We start from the raw sequence: 14,397 nt of genomic DNA, 5'->3' as shown, positions 1-14,397 counted from the left end.
GACCTGATCGCAGTACATGGCCTCTTCTGTCGAACCCTCTTCTGTTGAACCGTTTATTCGCGAAGCCGGCAACGGCCCCGGTGTGGTCTGCATCCACTCCAACGCCAGCAGCTCCAGCCAATGGCGCAGTTTGATGGACCTGCTGGCACCACGCCATCAGGTGCTGGCCCCTGACTCCTACGGGTCGGGCAAAAGCCCAGACTGGCACTCTGATCGTGTGATTTCACTGGCCGACGAAGTGGCGCTGATCGAGCCGGTGTTGACGCGTGCCACTGCGCCACTGGTGCTGGTGGGGCATTCGTACGGCGGCTCTGTGGCCCTGAAAGCCGCATTGATGCACCCGGCCCGCGTGCGCGCGCTGGTGCTGTACGAACCGACGCTATTTGCCGTGCTGGAAGCAGAAAAACCCTCCCCCAACCAGGCTGACGGCATCCGCCATGCCGTCAGCGCTGCCGCCGAGGCTCTGGACAGAAACGATCTGGATGCGGCAGCAGAAGCTTTCATCGACTACTGGATGGGAGCGGGCGCATGGGCCGCAACGCCCGAGCAGCGCAAGCCCGCAATCGCGGCGTCCGTGGGGAATGTGCGCCGCTGGGCGCATGCGCTGATGACCGAGCCCACACCACTGGCCGCGTTCGCGGCGCTGAAGGTGCCCGTGCTCTACATGCTGGGTGGGCGATCACCGGAATCTGCGCACGGCGTTGCCCGGTTGCTGGTGCCGGCACTGCCACAGGCGGAGGTGCTGACCTTCGACAAACTCGGCCACATGGGGCCGATCACCCACCCGGATGTGGTGAACGCGGCGATTGCCAGTTTTCTTGATCGGCTTTGAACCGGCGGGCGATCAGGGTTCGCTCAAGCCCTGAGCGTATCGGCCACGCGCTGTGCACAGGCGCGTGCCTGCTCGGCATCGCGCGCTTCCACCATCACACGAAGCAGCGGCTCGGTACCGCTAGGGCGGATCAGTATCCTGCCGGTGTTGCCCAATTCGGCCTCGACCGACCGCGTGGCTTCTGCCATCGCCGCGTTGTTCTTCCAGTCCTGACCGGGCCGCAGCCGCACATTGATGAGGGTTTGCGGGAACAGCTGAACATCGCCCAGCAGCTGGGCAATCGTCTTGCCGCTGCGCACGCAGGCCTGCAGCACCTGCAGGGCGCTGATCAGGCCATCTCCGGTGGTGTGCTTGTCCAGCGCCAGCAGGTGGCCGGAGCCCTCGCCGCCCAGCAGCCAACCGCGCTTTTCGAGTTCTTCAAGCACGTAGCGGTCGCCGACCTTGGCGCGTACAAACTCCACGTCCTTTTCTTTCAGCGAGACTTCCACAGCCATGTTGGTCATCAGGGTGCCCACCGCACCGGGCACCGCCTCTCCGCGCGCCAAGCGCTCATTGACCATCAGGTACAGCACCTCATCACCATTGAACAAACGTCCGTCCGCATCGACCAGTTGCAAGCGGTCGGCATCCCCATCCAGCGCAATGCCGTAGTGGGCCTTGTTGGCCTTCACGGCGCGGATCAGCGCCTCGGGGTGGGTAGCGCCCACCTCGTGGTTGATATTCAGGCCATCGGGTGAGCAGCCAATCGAAATCACTTCGGCGCCCAGCTCGTGGAACACCTGCGGCGCAATGTGGTACGCCGCGCCATGGGCGCCATCGACCACAATCTTCAAGCCCTTGAGCGTCAGGTCGTTGGCAAAGGTGCTCTTGCAGAACTCGGTGTAGCGCCCGGCTGCGTCGTCCAGCCGGCGGGCCTTGCCCAGAGAGGCGGAATCTGCCCACACCGGTGGCTCTTCCAGGGCGGCCTCGACGGCCAGTTCCCACGCGTCGTCGAGCTTGGTGCCCTGGGCGCTGAAGAACTTGATGCCGTTGTCGGCAAACGGGTTGTGGCTGGCACTGATGACCACGCCCAAACTGGCACGCAGCGCACGGGTGAGGTAGGCCACGCCCGGCGTTGGCAAGGGCCCAAGCAGCACCACCTCGACGCCTGCCGAGTTGAAGCCTGATTCCAGCGCGCTCTCCAGCATGTAGCCGGAAATCCGGGTGTCCTTGCCGATCAATACCGTGGGTTTGGATTCTGTGCGCCGCAATACGCGGCCGACCGCATGCGCCAGACGAAGAACAAAGTCTGGAGTGATGGGCGGCTGGCCCACCGTGCCGCGAATGCCATCGGTGCCGAAGTATTTTCTGGTCATGGAAGGGTGTCTCAGGTGATTGCAGCGGTGCTGTTGTGCGGTAGCGCGAGGACGGGACGCAGGCCGGGCGTCTGCCCGGGTGCATCCACAGTTTGCAACATTTTAGGGCGGCCCCCATGGTTATACGGTGCGGCGATGCACAGACCGGTGTAGCCAACTCCGCACCCCCGCCCACCCAATCACTAGACGGCTGACCAGACCTTCAGCGCCTGCACCGTTTCATGCACATCGTGCACACGGACTACCCGAGCGCCGCGCTCAACCGCCAACACGGCTGCGGCTACGCTGGGCACCATGCGTTCGGTCACGTCCAGCTGGGCTACGTCGGCCAGCGAGGTGCTGCAGACCACCGCCAGTGACGACTTGCGCGACCATGCGGCCAGCACCGGGTAACCCAGCGTCAGCAGTTCGTTCTGCCTGGCCAGCAATGAAAAATTCTGTGCCACGGTTTTGCCAAAACCCACGCCCGGGTCCAGCACGATGCGCGAGCGTTGCACACCGGCCGACTGCAGGCGCTCGGAAGCGTCGGCCAGAAACGCCCTGACCTGCGGCACGACATCGCCTTCCATCGGCGCGACCTGCATGGTCTGCGGTTCGCGGTGCATGTGCATCAGACAGACCCCGCAGCTGGGGTGGGCAGCCACCACTTCGGTTGCGCCGGGCTGACGCAGCGCCCAGATGTCGTTGATCACGTCTGCGCCGAGGTCCAGTACGGCTTGCATCACCTCGGGCTTGTAAGTATCCACAGAGACTGGAACACCCAAAGCCACGGCGTAGCGCACCACTGGAACCACGCGGGCCAGTTCCTCTTCAAGTGACACGGGGGGTGCGCCAGGCCGGCTCGATTCACCGCCAATGTCCAGCAGGTCAGCGCCGTCCTTGAGGAGCTGCTCGCAATGTGCAATCACGCTGGCCAGCTTGTCGCTGCCGCTGAAGTACTGGCCGCCGTCCGAAAACGAATCCGGAGTGGCATTCACAATGCCCATGACTCTGGGCTGGCTCAGGTCAACTTGAAAGCGTGCGGTTTGCCAGATCACGCGGGACTCCGGGTGTGACAGAGGCCCGGTCCGAAGACCGGGTCCAGCTGGGTCTGAACTGAAAATGGGGAGCTTACAAAGAAAAACCGGGGCCAGGCCCCGGTTTTCATCTCATGCTGTGCGACAGGGCTCAGGCCACGCCGGTTGCTGGGTCGGTGTTGACGGCAGGTGTGCCGCCACCGGGGCCGCCAGTGCCACCCACGGGAGGTACGCGCGGCGTCCAGTCTTTCGGTGGGCGCGGCTCACGGCCGGCCATGATGTCGTCCAGTTGCTCCACGTCGATGGTTTCCCATTCGAGCAGGGCCTTGGCCATGGCATGCATCTTGTCCTTGTTGTCCTCGATCAGCTTGCGCGCCAGGGCGTACTGCTGGTCAATGATGCGGCGCACTTCGCCGTCGACCTTTTGCAGGGTCGATTCGCTCATATTATTGGTCTTGGTGACCGAGCGGCCCAAGAACACTTCGCCTTCGTTCTCAGCGTAGACCATGGGACCCAGCGCCTCGGTCATGCCGTAGCGGGTCACCATGTCGCGGGCCAGCGAGGTGGCGCGTTCAAAGTCGTTGCTGGCGCCGGTGGTCATCTGGTTCATGAACACTTCTTCGGCAATACGGCCACCAAACAACATGCTGATCTGGCTGAGCATGTATTCGCGGTCGTAGCTGTAGCGGTCTTGTGCCGGCAGGCTCATGGTGACACCCAGGGCGCGGCCACGCGGGATGATGGTGACCTTGTGCACCGGATCGCACTTGGGCAGCATCTTGCCAAGCAGCGCGTGGCCAGACTCGTGGTAAGCCGTGTTGCGGCGCTCTTCCTCGGGCATGACCATGCTCTTGCGCTCAGGGCCCATCAGGATCTTGTCCTTGGCCTTTTCGAAGTCCTGCATCTCGACGGTGCGGGCGTTGCGGCGCGCAGCCATCAGGGCGGCTTCATTGCAGAGGTTGGCCAGATCGGCGCCCGACATGCCGGGCGTGCCGCGTGCGATCACGCTGGCGTTGACGTCCTGACCGAGTGGCACCTTGCGCATGTGCACGTTCAGGATCTGCTCGCGGCCGCGGATGTCGGGCAGCGTCACATACACCTGGCGGTCAAAACGGCCCGGGCGCAGCAGGGCGGCATCCAGAATGTCAGGGCGGTTGGTGGCAGCCACCACGATCACGCCGACATTGGTTTCGAAGCCGTCCATCTCGACCAGCATCTGGTTGAGGGTCTGCTCGCGCTCGTCGTTGCCACCACCGAGGCCTGCGCCACGCTGGCGACCGACCGCGTCGATCTCGTCGATGAAGATGATGCAGGGCGCGTTTTTCTTGGCGTTCTCGAACATGTCGCGCACGCGGGCGGCGCCCACACCAACGAACATTTCAACGAAATCAGAGCCGGAAATCGAGAAGAACGGCACCTTCGCTTCGCCGGCGATGCCTTTGGCGAGCAGCGTCTTGCCGGTGCCCGGGGGGCCGACCAGCAGCAAGCCACGAGGAATACGGCCGCCGAGCTTCTGGAACTTGGCCGGGTCTTTCAGGAAATCGACAACTTCCTTGACTTCTTCCTTGGCCTCGTCACAACCGGCCACGTCGGCAAAAGTGACGGGGTTGGTCGATTCGTCGAGCATGCGGGCCTTGGACTTGCCGAAGCTGAATGCCCCGCCCTTGCCGCCGCCCTGCATCTGGCGCATGAAGTACACCCAGACGCCAATCAGCAGCAACATCGGGCCCCAGCTGACCAGCAGCGTCATCAGCAGCGAGCCTTCCTCGCGGGGCTTGACGTCAAATTTCACATCGTTGGCGATCAGGTCGCCGACCAGGCCGCGGTCGAGGTAGGTGGCGGTAGTGCGCACCTTGCGGTCGTCGGTGGTGGTGGCGGCAATCTCGGTGCCGCCCTGGCCTTCGGCGATGGTGGCCGTCTTGATGCGCTTGGCACGCACTTCTTCCAGAAACTCGGAGTAACCCAGATAGCTGGATCCTGCTGCACCACGAGTGTCAAACTGCTTGAACACGGTGAACAGCACCATGGCGATCACCAACCAGATTGCAATTTTCGAAAACCACTGATTATTCAAGGACGACTCCGGTGAAATAACCCAATACTCTTGCTAGGGCACATGCGAACCATTTTAGGGGTTTCAAGGGCAAAACCCGTATGAATCCCGCCTACCCCGCCGTTTGAAGTGGTTTTAAGTGACAAATGCCCCCGCAAACACATGCGGATACACGGGTTTAGCCCGGAAGGGCCGGCTTCTTCAGACCCCGGCCGATCAGGAAGGTTTCCGACGATCCGGGCCGGGACGCTTTTGGTTTGAGGGGTTTGACTACCTTGAAGGTGTCCTTGAAAAGCTTCACCAGCTGGTCATAGCCGCTGCCGTGAAAGAGTTTGACGACCAGCGTGCCGTCCGGTTTCATGCGGTTCTGGGCAAATTCCACCGCCAGCTCAATCAGGTGGGCAATGCGCGCCGCATCGGCTGATTCAATGCCCGACAGGTTGGGCGCCATGTCGGAGATCACCAGATCGACCGGCGTCGGGCCATGCAGCGTGGCCAGTGTGTGCTCCAGCTGCTCCAGCACCGCCGCCTCCCGGAAGTCGCCCTGGATGAAGGTCACGCCTTCAATCGGCTCCATGGGCAGCAGGTCCAGCCCGATGATGCGGCCATTGAGCGTGCCTGCCGCAGCGCCCGTGGGCGAGAGCTTGCGGCGCACATATTGGCTCCAGGCACCGGGTGTGCTGCCCAGATCAACCACACAGTCCCCAGGCTTGATCAGGCCAAAGGTTTCGTCGATTTCCTTGAGCTTGTAGGCGGCCCGCGCACGGTAGCCTTCCTTTTTGGCCAGCTTCACATACGGGTCGTTGATGTGGTCGTGCAGCCAGGCCTTGTTGAGCTTTTTGCCCTTGCCGCCGCTTTTGACGGCCGCCTTCGGGCTCCCCGGGGGGTTATTGGAGTTGTTGCCGCCATTTACTTTCATGGCCCCTATTGTCCTCTGACCGTCCTCAGCGATATCCACCAATATCCGCCGATAATTGGGGCATGGCTCAAATACAACTTACCCCCGCGCAGCGCAAAGACCACCGCGCCAACGCCCACCACCTCAATGCCGTGGTGATGATCGGCTCCGACGGCCTCACCCCCGCCGTCAAAAAGGAAACCGATGCCGCGCTCAATGCCCACGGTCTCATCAAGGTCAGGGTGCAGTCTGATGACCGCGCCGGGCGCGAAGCCATTTTCCAGAGCTTGGCCGATGAGCTCAATGCCGCGCCCATCCAGCACATCGGCAAACTTCTCGTGCTGTGGCGTCCGCAGCCGGAAAAGGAAAAAAAGGTCAATGAAGACCGCATGCCCGGCCCGCGTGACGTCAAGGTGCTCAAGAACAGCTCGCGCTACGGCCAGCGCCCCGAGATCAAGACCCTGCGCGTGCTGGGCAACCAGCGACTCACGCCTGGCGGTACCGTCAAACGCGCCAAACCCAAACAGCGCAGCGTGAAGAAAAGCGCCCAGGGCTGAGGGCGCCCTGACAGCCTTCTGCCTGCCCCGCCTGGGGGCTATGGCGCCCATAGGGAATTTTTGGGACTTTTTTCTTTTCAAGGTAAGGCGGCCCCTTTAGATTGTCGGGTTTCGTCCGCAACTCCAAGCCATGACATACCCAGCCTCTGCCAATCCGCTCCTCGACTTCTCCGACCTGCCCCTGTTTGACCGCATCCAGCCGGAACACGTGGCGCCAGCCATGGATGAGCTCCTGGCGAAGGCCGATGCGGCCCTGGCCCAGGTCACGGCCACCGACTTCCCCGCCGCCTGGACCGATATCGCCCGGGTACTGGATGTGGCCACCGAAAACCTGGGTCGCGCCTGGGGAGCAGTGAGCCACCTCAACAGTGTGGCCGACACGCCCGAGCTGCGCGCTGCCTACAACGCCGCCCTGCCCCGTGTGACCGAGTTCTGGACGCGTCTGGGCGCCGACGAGCGGCTGTACGCCAAATACAAGGCCATTGACGTGGCCAGCCTCAACAGTGAACAGCGGCAGGCCCACAAGAACGCAATCCGCAACTTCGTGCTGTCGGGTGCCGAGCTGACCGGCGCTGCCAAGGAGCGCTTTGCGCAGATCCAGGAGCGCCAGGCCGAGCTGAGCCAAAAGTTCAGCGAGAACGCCCTGGACGCCACCGACGCCTTTGCCTACTACGCTACCGACGCCGAGGTGGGTGGCATCCCGGCCGACGTGCTGCAAACGGCGCGCACCCAGGCCGAGGCTGAAGGCAAAGCGGGCTACAAGCTCACGCTGAAGATGCCCTGCTATCTGCCGGTCATGCAGTTTGCCAACAGCAGCGCGCTACGTGAGACTCTTTACAAGGCCTACACCACCCGCGCAAGCGATCAGGCAGCGCCCGAGTTCAGCCGTTTCGACAATTCGGCCGTGATGCAGGAAATCCTTGCCCTGCGGCAGGAAGAAGCCAAACTGCTGGGCTACCGCAATTTCGGCGAGGTCTCGGTGGTCGCCAAAATGGCGAAGTCCCCGGACGAAGTCATCACCTTCCTGCGCGACCTGGCTCGCCGCGCCCGCCCGTACGGCGAAAAAGACGTGGCCGACCTGCGTGCCTTTGCTGCAGAAACCCTCGGCCTCTCCAACCCCCAGCCTTGGGACTTTGCCTACATTGGCGAAAAGCTCAAAGAAGCCCGCTACGCCTTCAGCGAGCAGGAGGTCAAGCAGTACTTCACCGCGCCCAAGGTGCTGGCCGGGCTGTTCAAGATTGTGGAAACGCTGTTTGAAGTGGCCATCCGCAAGGATGTGGCGCCGGTGTGGAAGCCGGGCGTGGAGTTTTTCCGCATTGAACGCAACGGTCAGCTGGTAGGCCAGTTTTACCTTGACCAGCCGGCTCGCACCGGCAAGCGCGGTGGCGCCTGGATGGACGACGTGCGCTCGCGCTGGCTGCGGCCCGACACCGGCCAGCTGCAAACCCCGGTGGCGCATCTGGTCTGCAACTTTGCCGACGGTGTGGGCGGCAAGCCGGCCCTGCTGACGCACGACGATGTGACCACCCTGTTCCACGAGTTCGGCCACGGCTTGCACCACATGCTGACGCAAATCAACGAGCACGATGTCTCGGGCATCAGTGGTGTGGAATGGGATGCGGTGGAGCTGCCGAGCCAGTTCATGGAGAACTTCTGCTGGGAGTGGGATGTGCTCAAGCACATGACGGCACACGTGGACACTGGCGAGCCACTGCCGCGCGCACTGTTCGACAAGATGCTGGCGGCCAAGAACTTCCAGAGCGGCATGCAGACCCTGCGCCAGGTCGAGTTTTCCCTGTTCGACATGCTGCTGCACACGGCACACCAGCCCGGCGATGACCTGATGGCCCTGCTGCAGCAGGTGCGCAACGAAGTCGCCGTGATCCAGGCGCCCGCCTACAGCCGGACCGCCCACACATTCAGTCACATTTTTTCTGGCGGGTACGCTGCAGGCTACTACAGTTACAAGTGGGCGGAGGTGCTGTCGGCAGACGCCTACGCAGCCTTCGAGGAATCCGCCGCGCAGGCACCGGGTGGAAACACTGATAACCCGGCCGCACCCAGCACCGTTAACGTAGAAACAGGCCGGAAGTACCGGCAGGCCATCCTGGAGGCCGGTGGAAGCCGTCCCGCGATGGAGTCCTTCAAGGCCTTCCGGGGCCGTGAACCCTCGCTGGACGCACTGCTTCGCCATCAAGGCATGGCTTGAAAATCAGTCAAGAGACACTTATAAAGATGACCATGACACCCAGCACTGCACTGCTCAAGACACCCCGTTTATCCAACGCGCTGGTCGCTGCGGCGGTGATGGTGTTCGCAGGTGCACTGCTGCCGGTCACCGCTTCCGCGCAGCAGGTGTTTCGCATCGTCGGGCCGGATGGCAGGGTCACCTTTTCAGACCAACCGCCGCCACCGGGCAGCAACACCCGGGCCAGCACGGCCAACACGGGAAGCAGCAGCGGCACCAGCGCCGCCGCGCTGCCTTTCGAGCTGCGCCAGGTTGTCAGCAAGTTCCCGGTGACCCTGTACACCGCCAACGCCTGCGGAGCCTGTGACGCCGGCCGCGCCATGCTCACCAACCGCGGCATCCCGTTCACCGAGCGAACCATCGGTACACCGGAAGACACCCAGGCGCTGCAGCGCCTCGCGGGCGATGCCGCGCTTCCCTTCCTGACAATTGGGGGCCAGCAAATCAAGGGCTATGCCGATGTCGAATGGACGCAGTTCCTCGACGCGGCAGGCTACCCCAAGAGTTCCATTCTTCCGGCAGGCTACCGGCGCGCCGCCGCAACGCCGCTGGTTACCGTGTCGGCACCGCCTGCGGCTGCTCCGGCGGCTGCGCCCGCAGACGCATCCGCCACCGTGGCCCGGCCTGCTCAGCGGCCAGCGCCAGTTCCCAACGAAAATCCGGCTGGCATCCAGTTCTGACGCTGCTTGACGGCGTTTGACACTGTTAGACGCCCTTGTTGTTCAAGCCAGGAGGGCAAACGCCTTGGTGAAGAAGTCGTCGGTGCCAAAGTTGCCCGACTTCAGCGCAATGTGCAGCCCGCCAGAAGCAGGTGGCTGCAGTGTGGCGTGGCACCAGGGCACGCCCGGGTCAATCTGCGAGCCGATCTGAAGCTGCGAAACGCCCAGTGCCTGCACGCAGGCACCCGAGGTTTCGCCGCCAGCCACCACCAGCTGACGCACACCCGCCAGCACCAGACCCTGGGCGATGGCTGCAATGGCGTGCTCCACCATGGCACCGGCAGCGTCCACACCGAGCTGGCCTTGTACTGATTTCACTGCATCTGGCTGGGCCGTGGAATAAACCAGCACCGGCCCGCTGTTCAACAACGGCGTGGCCCATGCCAATGCCTCGCCCACCACATCGGCACCGCCGGCCAGTTTAAGGGGGTCAATCGCCAGCGCCGGCCGGCCCAGCCGGATGAACTCTGCCACTTGCCGGTTGGTGGCCAGCGAGCAGCTGCCGGACACCACCGCCTGCAGCCCACTGGCGGGCGGCAACGCACTGGCCTGCACGGACGGTGCTATACCGAAGTTCTGCGGCAGGCCAATGGCCACCCCCGAACCGGCGGTGACCAGCGGCATGCCTTTCAGCGCTGGCCCCAAGCGCAGCAGATCGTCGTTGGAGACCGCATCGACAATCGCCACGCCCACGCCGTCAGTCCGCAGCTGGGCAATGCGCTCGCGCACTGCCGACTCGCCGCGGGCCACCACCGTGTGATCGATGAGACCCACCTGTCGCTTGGTCTGCGACTGCATCACTCGGACCAAATTGGCATCGGTCATCGGCGTCAGCGGGTGGTTCTGCATACCGCTTTCGTTCAGCAGCACATCACCCACGAAAAGATAGCCCTTGAAGACCGTGCGCTTGTTGTCGGGGAAGGCCGGCGTGGCGATGGTGAAGTCGGTTCCCAGTGCATCCATCAGTGCCTCGGTGACCGGGCCGATATTGCCTGTGGGCGTGCTGTCAAAGGTCGAGCAGTACTTGAAGTAAATCTGCGCCGCGCCCTGCCCTTGCAGCCACGCCAGGGCCTCAAGTGACTGGGCGACTGCCTCGTTCGCCGGAATGGTGCGCGATTTGAGGGCGACCACGACCGCGTCCACTTCGGCGCCCAGCGGCCCGGCGGGAACGCCAATCGTCTGCACCACACGCATGCCAGCACGCACCAGGTTGTTGGCGAGATCGGTCGCCCCGGTGAAGTCATCCGCAATACACCCGAGGTGAATCCTACTCATGGTTTTTTGGGCAACTCAATGCCCGGAAAAATCTTGATGACGGCGCTGTCATCCTCGCGCGCAAAGCCTGCGGTGGAGGCCTGCATGAACATCTGGTGCGCGGTGGACGACAGCGGCAAGGGGAATTTACTGCTGCGCGCCATGTCGAGCACGATGCCCAGATCCTTCACAAAAATATCGACCGCCGACAGCGGCGTGTAATCCGCCGCCAGCACGTGGGCCATGCGGTTTTCAAACATCCAGCTGTTGCCCGCGCTGTGGGTGATGACTTCATACAAGGCAGCCGGGTCCACCCCCTCACGAATGCCCAAGGCCATCGCTTCGGCGGCCGCCGCAATGTGTACGCCGGCCAGAAGCTGGTTGATGATCTTCACCTTGCTCGCAGGACCGGCCTGGTCGCCCAGCTTGTAGACCTTGCCGGCCATGGCGTTGAGCACAGGCTCGGCCACCGCATAGGCTGCAGGCGAGCCGGAGGTCATCATCGTCATCTGTCCGCTGGCCGCCTTGGCCGCGCCGCCGGAAATCGGGGCGTCGATGTAGAGAATGCCCATCGCGGCGAGGCGCTTTTCCAGCGCCACCGACCAGTTGGGCTCCACGGTGGAGCACATCACAAACACGCTACCGGGCTTCATCGCAGCGGCGCAGCCTTCGGGGCCGAACAGCACGGCCTCGGTCTGCGCGGCATTCACCACCACCGACACCACGACATCGCAGGCTGCAGCCAGCGCGGCGGGTGACTCCCAGGCTTTGCCGCCATCCCGGGCGAACGTCGCTGCCGCCTCGGCGCGCACATCAAATACCTGTACCTCGTAGCCGCTGCGGCGCAGCGACTGGGCCATGCCGCTGCCCATGGCGCCCAAACCAATCAGACCTGCGATCACTGTCATGTTGTTCCTTCTGTTGCAGGCATGTTCGCCCGGATACGTCTGAGGGAGAGTTGCGTCAAAACACCATCGTCTTCACACCGGCTCCAGTGCCCAGCAGACAGATCTGCGCCTTCTGCAGCGCAAACACGCCCACGGTGACCACGCCGGGCCACTGGTTGACCTGGGTTTCGAACGCCAGCGGATCGCTGATTTTCAGACCCCTCACATCCAGGATGTGCTGGCCGTTGTCGGTCACCAGCGGTGCGCCGTCTTTCAGTCGCAGGGTGGCGCTTCCGCCCAGCGCTGCAAATTGCCGCATCACGCGGGCCGCCGCCATCGGAATGACTTCCACCGGGAGCGGGAAGGCGCCCAGCGTCTGCACCAGCTTGGTTTCGTCGGCGATGCAGACGAACTGGTGCGATTGCGCCGCCACAATCTTTTCGCGCGTCAGGGCCGCCCCGCCACCCTTGATCATGTAGCCCGCATGGTCGATCTCGTCGGCGCCATCGATATAGACACCAAGCTCATCGACCTCGGCAGCCTCGAGCACGTGGATGCCCAGCGCACGAAGACGCGCCGTTGAGGCCTCGGAGCTCGACACCGCGCCAGCAATCTGGTCCCTGATGGTGCCCAGCGCATCGATGAATTTGTTGACGGTGGAACCGGTGCCCACGCCCACCACAGTGCCGGGCTTGACGTAGTGAAGGGCCGCCTGGCCGACCAGGGTCTTGAGTTCGTCTTGGGTCATGGAAGGGGGTGGAATAAGGGGTTGCAAAGGCATCATGGCGGTTTGAGACAATCAGCCACTACCGCCACCTGGTCCCAATTATCCAATGTCCCTGCTGCCTTACGCCCTCGCCCGTCCCTTTTTGTTTGGCCTCGACCCCGAAACCGCGCACGACCTGACCATGGCCTCGCTGGCCCGGACACAGGGCACGCCTCTGTCGCTGGCCTACTGCGGCAGCCGGGTCAGTGACCCGATCGAGCTGGCCGGGCTGAAGTTTCCCAACCGGATCGGTCTGGCAGCCGGGCTGGACAAGAACGCCCGCTGTATCGACGGGCTGGCAGCCATGGGCTTTGGCTTTGTCGAGGTGGGCACCGTCACACCGATGGGCCAGCCGGGCAACCCCAAGCCGCGCATGTTCCGCCTGCCCGAGGCCAACGCGCTGATCAACCGGCTGGGCTTCAACAACGACGGGCTGGAGGCTTTTCTGGCCAACGTCCAGAAATCGGCGGTGCGCAAGGCCGCCGCCGGATCGGCAGGGCGCCTGCTGCTGGGCCTGAACATCGGCAAGAACGCCGCCACGCCGATAGAAAACGCGGTCGACGATTACCTGCTGTGCCTCGATGGCGTGTACCCGCATGCCGACTACGTAACGGTCAACATCTCCAGCCCGAACACCAAAAACCTGCGTGCGCTGCAAAGCGATGAAGCGCTCGACGCCCTGCTGGGCCGCATTGCCGAGAGGCGCGAAGTGCTGGCTGGGCAGCATGGCAAGCGCGTACCGATTTTTGTGAAGATCGCGCCCGACCTCGACGAAGCCCAGGTTGCCGTGATTGCGGCGACACTGCAGCGCCATGCCATGGACGGTGTGGTGGCTACCAACACCACGCTGGGCCGCGAGGCAGTGAAAGGCATGCGCCATGCCGAAGAAACCGGCGGCCTGAGCGGTGCGCCGGTGCTAGCGCCCAGCAACGCGGTGATTCGCCAGCTGCGTGCGGCGCTGGGCAAGGGCTTTCCCATCATCGGTGTGGGCGGCGTGATGAGCGGCGCCGATGCAGTCTCGAAAATCAAGGCCGGGGCCGATGTGGTGCAGATTTACACCGGCCTCATCTACAAGGGCCCGGCGCTGGTCACCGAGGCGGCGAAAGCCATCCAGCAAATCAGCACCTGACGCCACACTATCCAAAGAGTCAGCGAGACGGCCCGCGCGAAGGCCCACGCAGCGGATCCAGCAGCGGCTTCAAGCCGTTGTGATCGATCTCCTGCATCAGGGCCAAGAGGCGGCCGATTTCTCCCTTGGGAAAGCCTTCACGCGCAAACCAGTTGAGGTAGTTGCCGGGCAGGTCGGCAATCAGCACGCCCTGGTGTTTGCCAAAGGGCATTTTCAGCGTCACCAGCTTCTGCAGGTCTTCGGGGTTCATGGGTGTGGCTTTCGAGGCGGGCTCAACCCGCCCTCTTGGCCGCGTGACCTTGCTTGTTCAGTACCGCCACCAGCAGATCGGCATGGTCGCCCTGCACTTCGATCACGCCCTCTTTCACGGTGCCGCCCGAGCCGCAGGCCGCCTTCAGCTGCTTGGCCAGCTGTGCGAGCGCCAGCGCCTCCAGCGGCAAACCGGTGACAACCGTGACGGTTTTCCCACCTCGCCCCTTGGTCTGGCGCGTCACGCGCACCGGGCCACCGGCTGGCGGCACGACGGCCTTGCCGCACACGCAGGCTGCCACGGCCTCGCGACAGTTCGGGCACATGCGCCCTGATTCAGTGGAATAAACCAGCCCGCTGGCGCCATGCGCCGCAGCCAGCGCCGGAGGGGATGCTTTTTTGTTCATGCCCGGTTTATACAGGCCATGCCCTGA

At 63.5% G+C, this 14,397-nt stretch carries 14 protein-coding genes; 5 read left to right on the top strand and 9 right to left on the bottom strand.

What is annotated here, in order from left to right; translation table 11 throughout:
• Window positions 1-16: 16 nt before the first annotated feature.
• Window positions 17-832 (top strand): alpha/beta hydrolase, encoded by an 816-nt coding sequence (locus AAG793_RS02850; RefSeq protein WP_341903746.1) that lies wholly within the window; start codon window positions 17-19, stop codon window positions 830-832.
• Between the two features lie 23 nt (window positions 833-855).
• Here the strand turns inward: AAG793_RS02850 and glmM are convergent, their stop codons facing one another.
• The 4 genes from glmM to AAG793_RS02830 all read right to left on the bottom strand — a co-directional run bounded on the left by glmM (window position 856) and on the right by AAG793_RS02830 (window position 6,175).
• Complete coding sequence (gene glmM, locus AAG793_RS02845; protein WP_341903745.1) at window positions 856-2,187, bottom strand: phosphoglucosamine mutase; 1,332 nt, start codon at window positions 2,185-2,187, stop codon at window positions 856-858.
• A 182-nt stretch (window positions 2,188-2,369) separates the two neighbouring features.
• Window positions 2,370-3,224, bottom strand: a complete 855-nt coding sequence (gene folP / locus AAG793_RS02840) for a dihydropteroate synthase (protein ID WP_341903742.1) — start codon at window positions 3,222-3,224, stop codon at window positions 2,370-2,372.
• Between the two features lie 130 nt (window positions 3,225-3,354).
• Entirely contained in the window at window positions 3,355-5,277 is a 1,923-nt protein-coding gene (ftsH, locus tag AAG793_RS02835) for an ATP-dependent zinc metalloprotease FtsH (RefSeq protein WP_341903740.1), read from the bottom strand.
• 157 nt (window positions 5,278-5,434) lie between these two features.
• Window positions 5,435-6,175, bottom strand: coding sequence for an RlmE family RNA methyltransferase (locus AAG793_RS02830; RefSeq protein ID WP_341903737.1), 741 nt, complete (start codon window positions 6,173-6,175; stop codon window positions 5,435-5,437).
• Window positions 6,176-6,237: 62 nt separating this feature from the next.
• Between AAG793_RS02830 and AAG793_RS02825 the strand changes: the two genes are divergently transcribed.
• The 3 genes from AAG793_RS02825 (at window position 6,238) to AAG793_RS02815 (ending at window position 9,639) form a co-directional block, all read left to right on the top strand.
• The gene (locus tag AAG793_RS02825) at window positions 6,238-6,711 is read left to right on the top strand and encodes a YhbY family RNA-binding protein (RefSeq protein WP_341903733.1); all 474 of its coding nucleotides are present in this window, start codon (window positions 6,238-6,240) and stop codon (window positions 6,709-6,711) included.
• Window positions 6,712-6,841: 130 nt separating this feature from the next.
• The gene (locus tag AAG793_RS02820; protein WP_341903730.1) at window positions 6,842-8,920 is read left to right on the top strand and encodes a M3 family metallopeptidase; all 2,079 of its coding nucleotides are present in this window, start codon (window positions 6,842-6,844) and stop codon (window positions 8,918-8,920) included.
• A gap of 32 nt (window positions 8,921-8,952) precedes the next feature.
• Complete coding sequence (locus AAG793_RS02815) at window positions 8,953-9,639, top strand: glutaredoxin family protein (protein ID WP_341903727.1); 687 nt, start codon at window positions 8,953-8,955, stop codon at window positions 9,637-9,639.
• 42 nt (window positions 9,640-9,681) lie between these two features.
• On the opposite strand, the gene otnK is transcribed toward AAG793_RS02815, so the two are convergent.
• Genes otnK through rpiA form a run of 3 tightly spaced genes read right to left on the bottom strand, consistent with a single transcriptional unit; the run spans window position 9,682 to window position 12,567 of the window.
• Window positions 9,682-10,953 (bottom strand): 3-oxo-tetronate kinase, encoded by a 1,272-nt coding sequence (otnK, locus tag AAG793_RS02810; RefSeq protein ID WP_341903725.1) that lies wholly within the window; start codon window positions 10,951-10,953, stop codon window positions 9,682-9,684.
• Window positions 10,950-11,840, bottom strand: a complete 891-nt coding sequence (ltnD, locus tag AAG793_RS02805; RefSeq protein ID WP_341903722.1) for an L-threonate dehydrogenase — start codon at window positions 11,838-11,840, stop codon at window positions 10,950-10,952. Before ltnD ends, otnK begins: the two co-directional genes overlap by 4 nt.
• A 55-nt stretch (window positions 11,841-11,895) precedes the next feature.
• Window positions 11,896-12,567, bottom strand: a complete 672-nt coding sequence (gene rpiA, locus AAG793_RS02800; RefSeq protein ID WP_341903720.1) for a ribose-5-phosphate isomerase RpiA — start codon at window positions 12,565-12,567, stop codon at window positions 11,896-11,898.
• A gap of 85 nt (window positions 12,568-12,652) precedes the next feature.
• Here rpiA and AAG793_RS02795 point away from each other — a divergent pair, with 85 nt between their 5' ends.
• The gene (locus AAG793_RS02795) at window positions 12,653-13,714 is read left to right on the top strand and encodes a quinone-dependent dihydroorotate dehydrogenase (protein WP_341903717.1); all 1,062 of its coding nucleotides are present in this window, start codon (window positions 12,653-12,655) and stop codon (window positions 13,712-13,714) included.
• A 19-nt stretch (window positions 13,715-13,733) separates the two neighbouring features.
• On the opposite strand, the gene AAG793_RS02790 is transcribed toward AAG793_RS02795, so the two are convergent.
• Both AAG793_RS02790 and AAG793_RS02785 read right to left on the bottom strand, forming a co-directional pair.
• On the bottom strand, window positions 13,734-13,964 hold the full coding sequence (locus tag AAG793_RS02790) for a DUF3820 family protein (RefSeq protein ID WP_341903715.1): 231 nt from the start codon (window positions 13,962-13,964) through the stop codon (window positions 13,734-13,736).
• 22 nt (window positions 13,965-13,986) lie between these two features.
• The gene (locus AAG793_RS02785; protein ID WP_341903713.1) at window positions 13,987-14,370 is read right to left on the bottom strand and encodes a translation initiation factor Sui1; all 384 of its coding nucleotides are present in this window, start codon (window positions 14,368-14,370) and stop codon (window positions 13,987-13,989) included.
• Between the last annotated feature and the right edge of the window lie 27 nt (window positions 14,371-14,397).

It is taken from the genome of Polaromonas sp. YR568, assembly GCF_943372955.1.
Lineage (GTDB): Bacteria > Pseudomonadota > Gammaproteobacteria > Burkholderiales > Burkholderiaceae_C > Polaromonas.
This window is presented reverse-complemented; position numbering and strand designations above follow the sequence as displayed.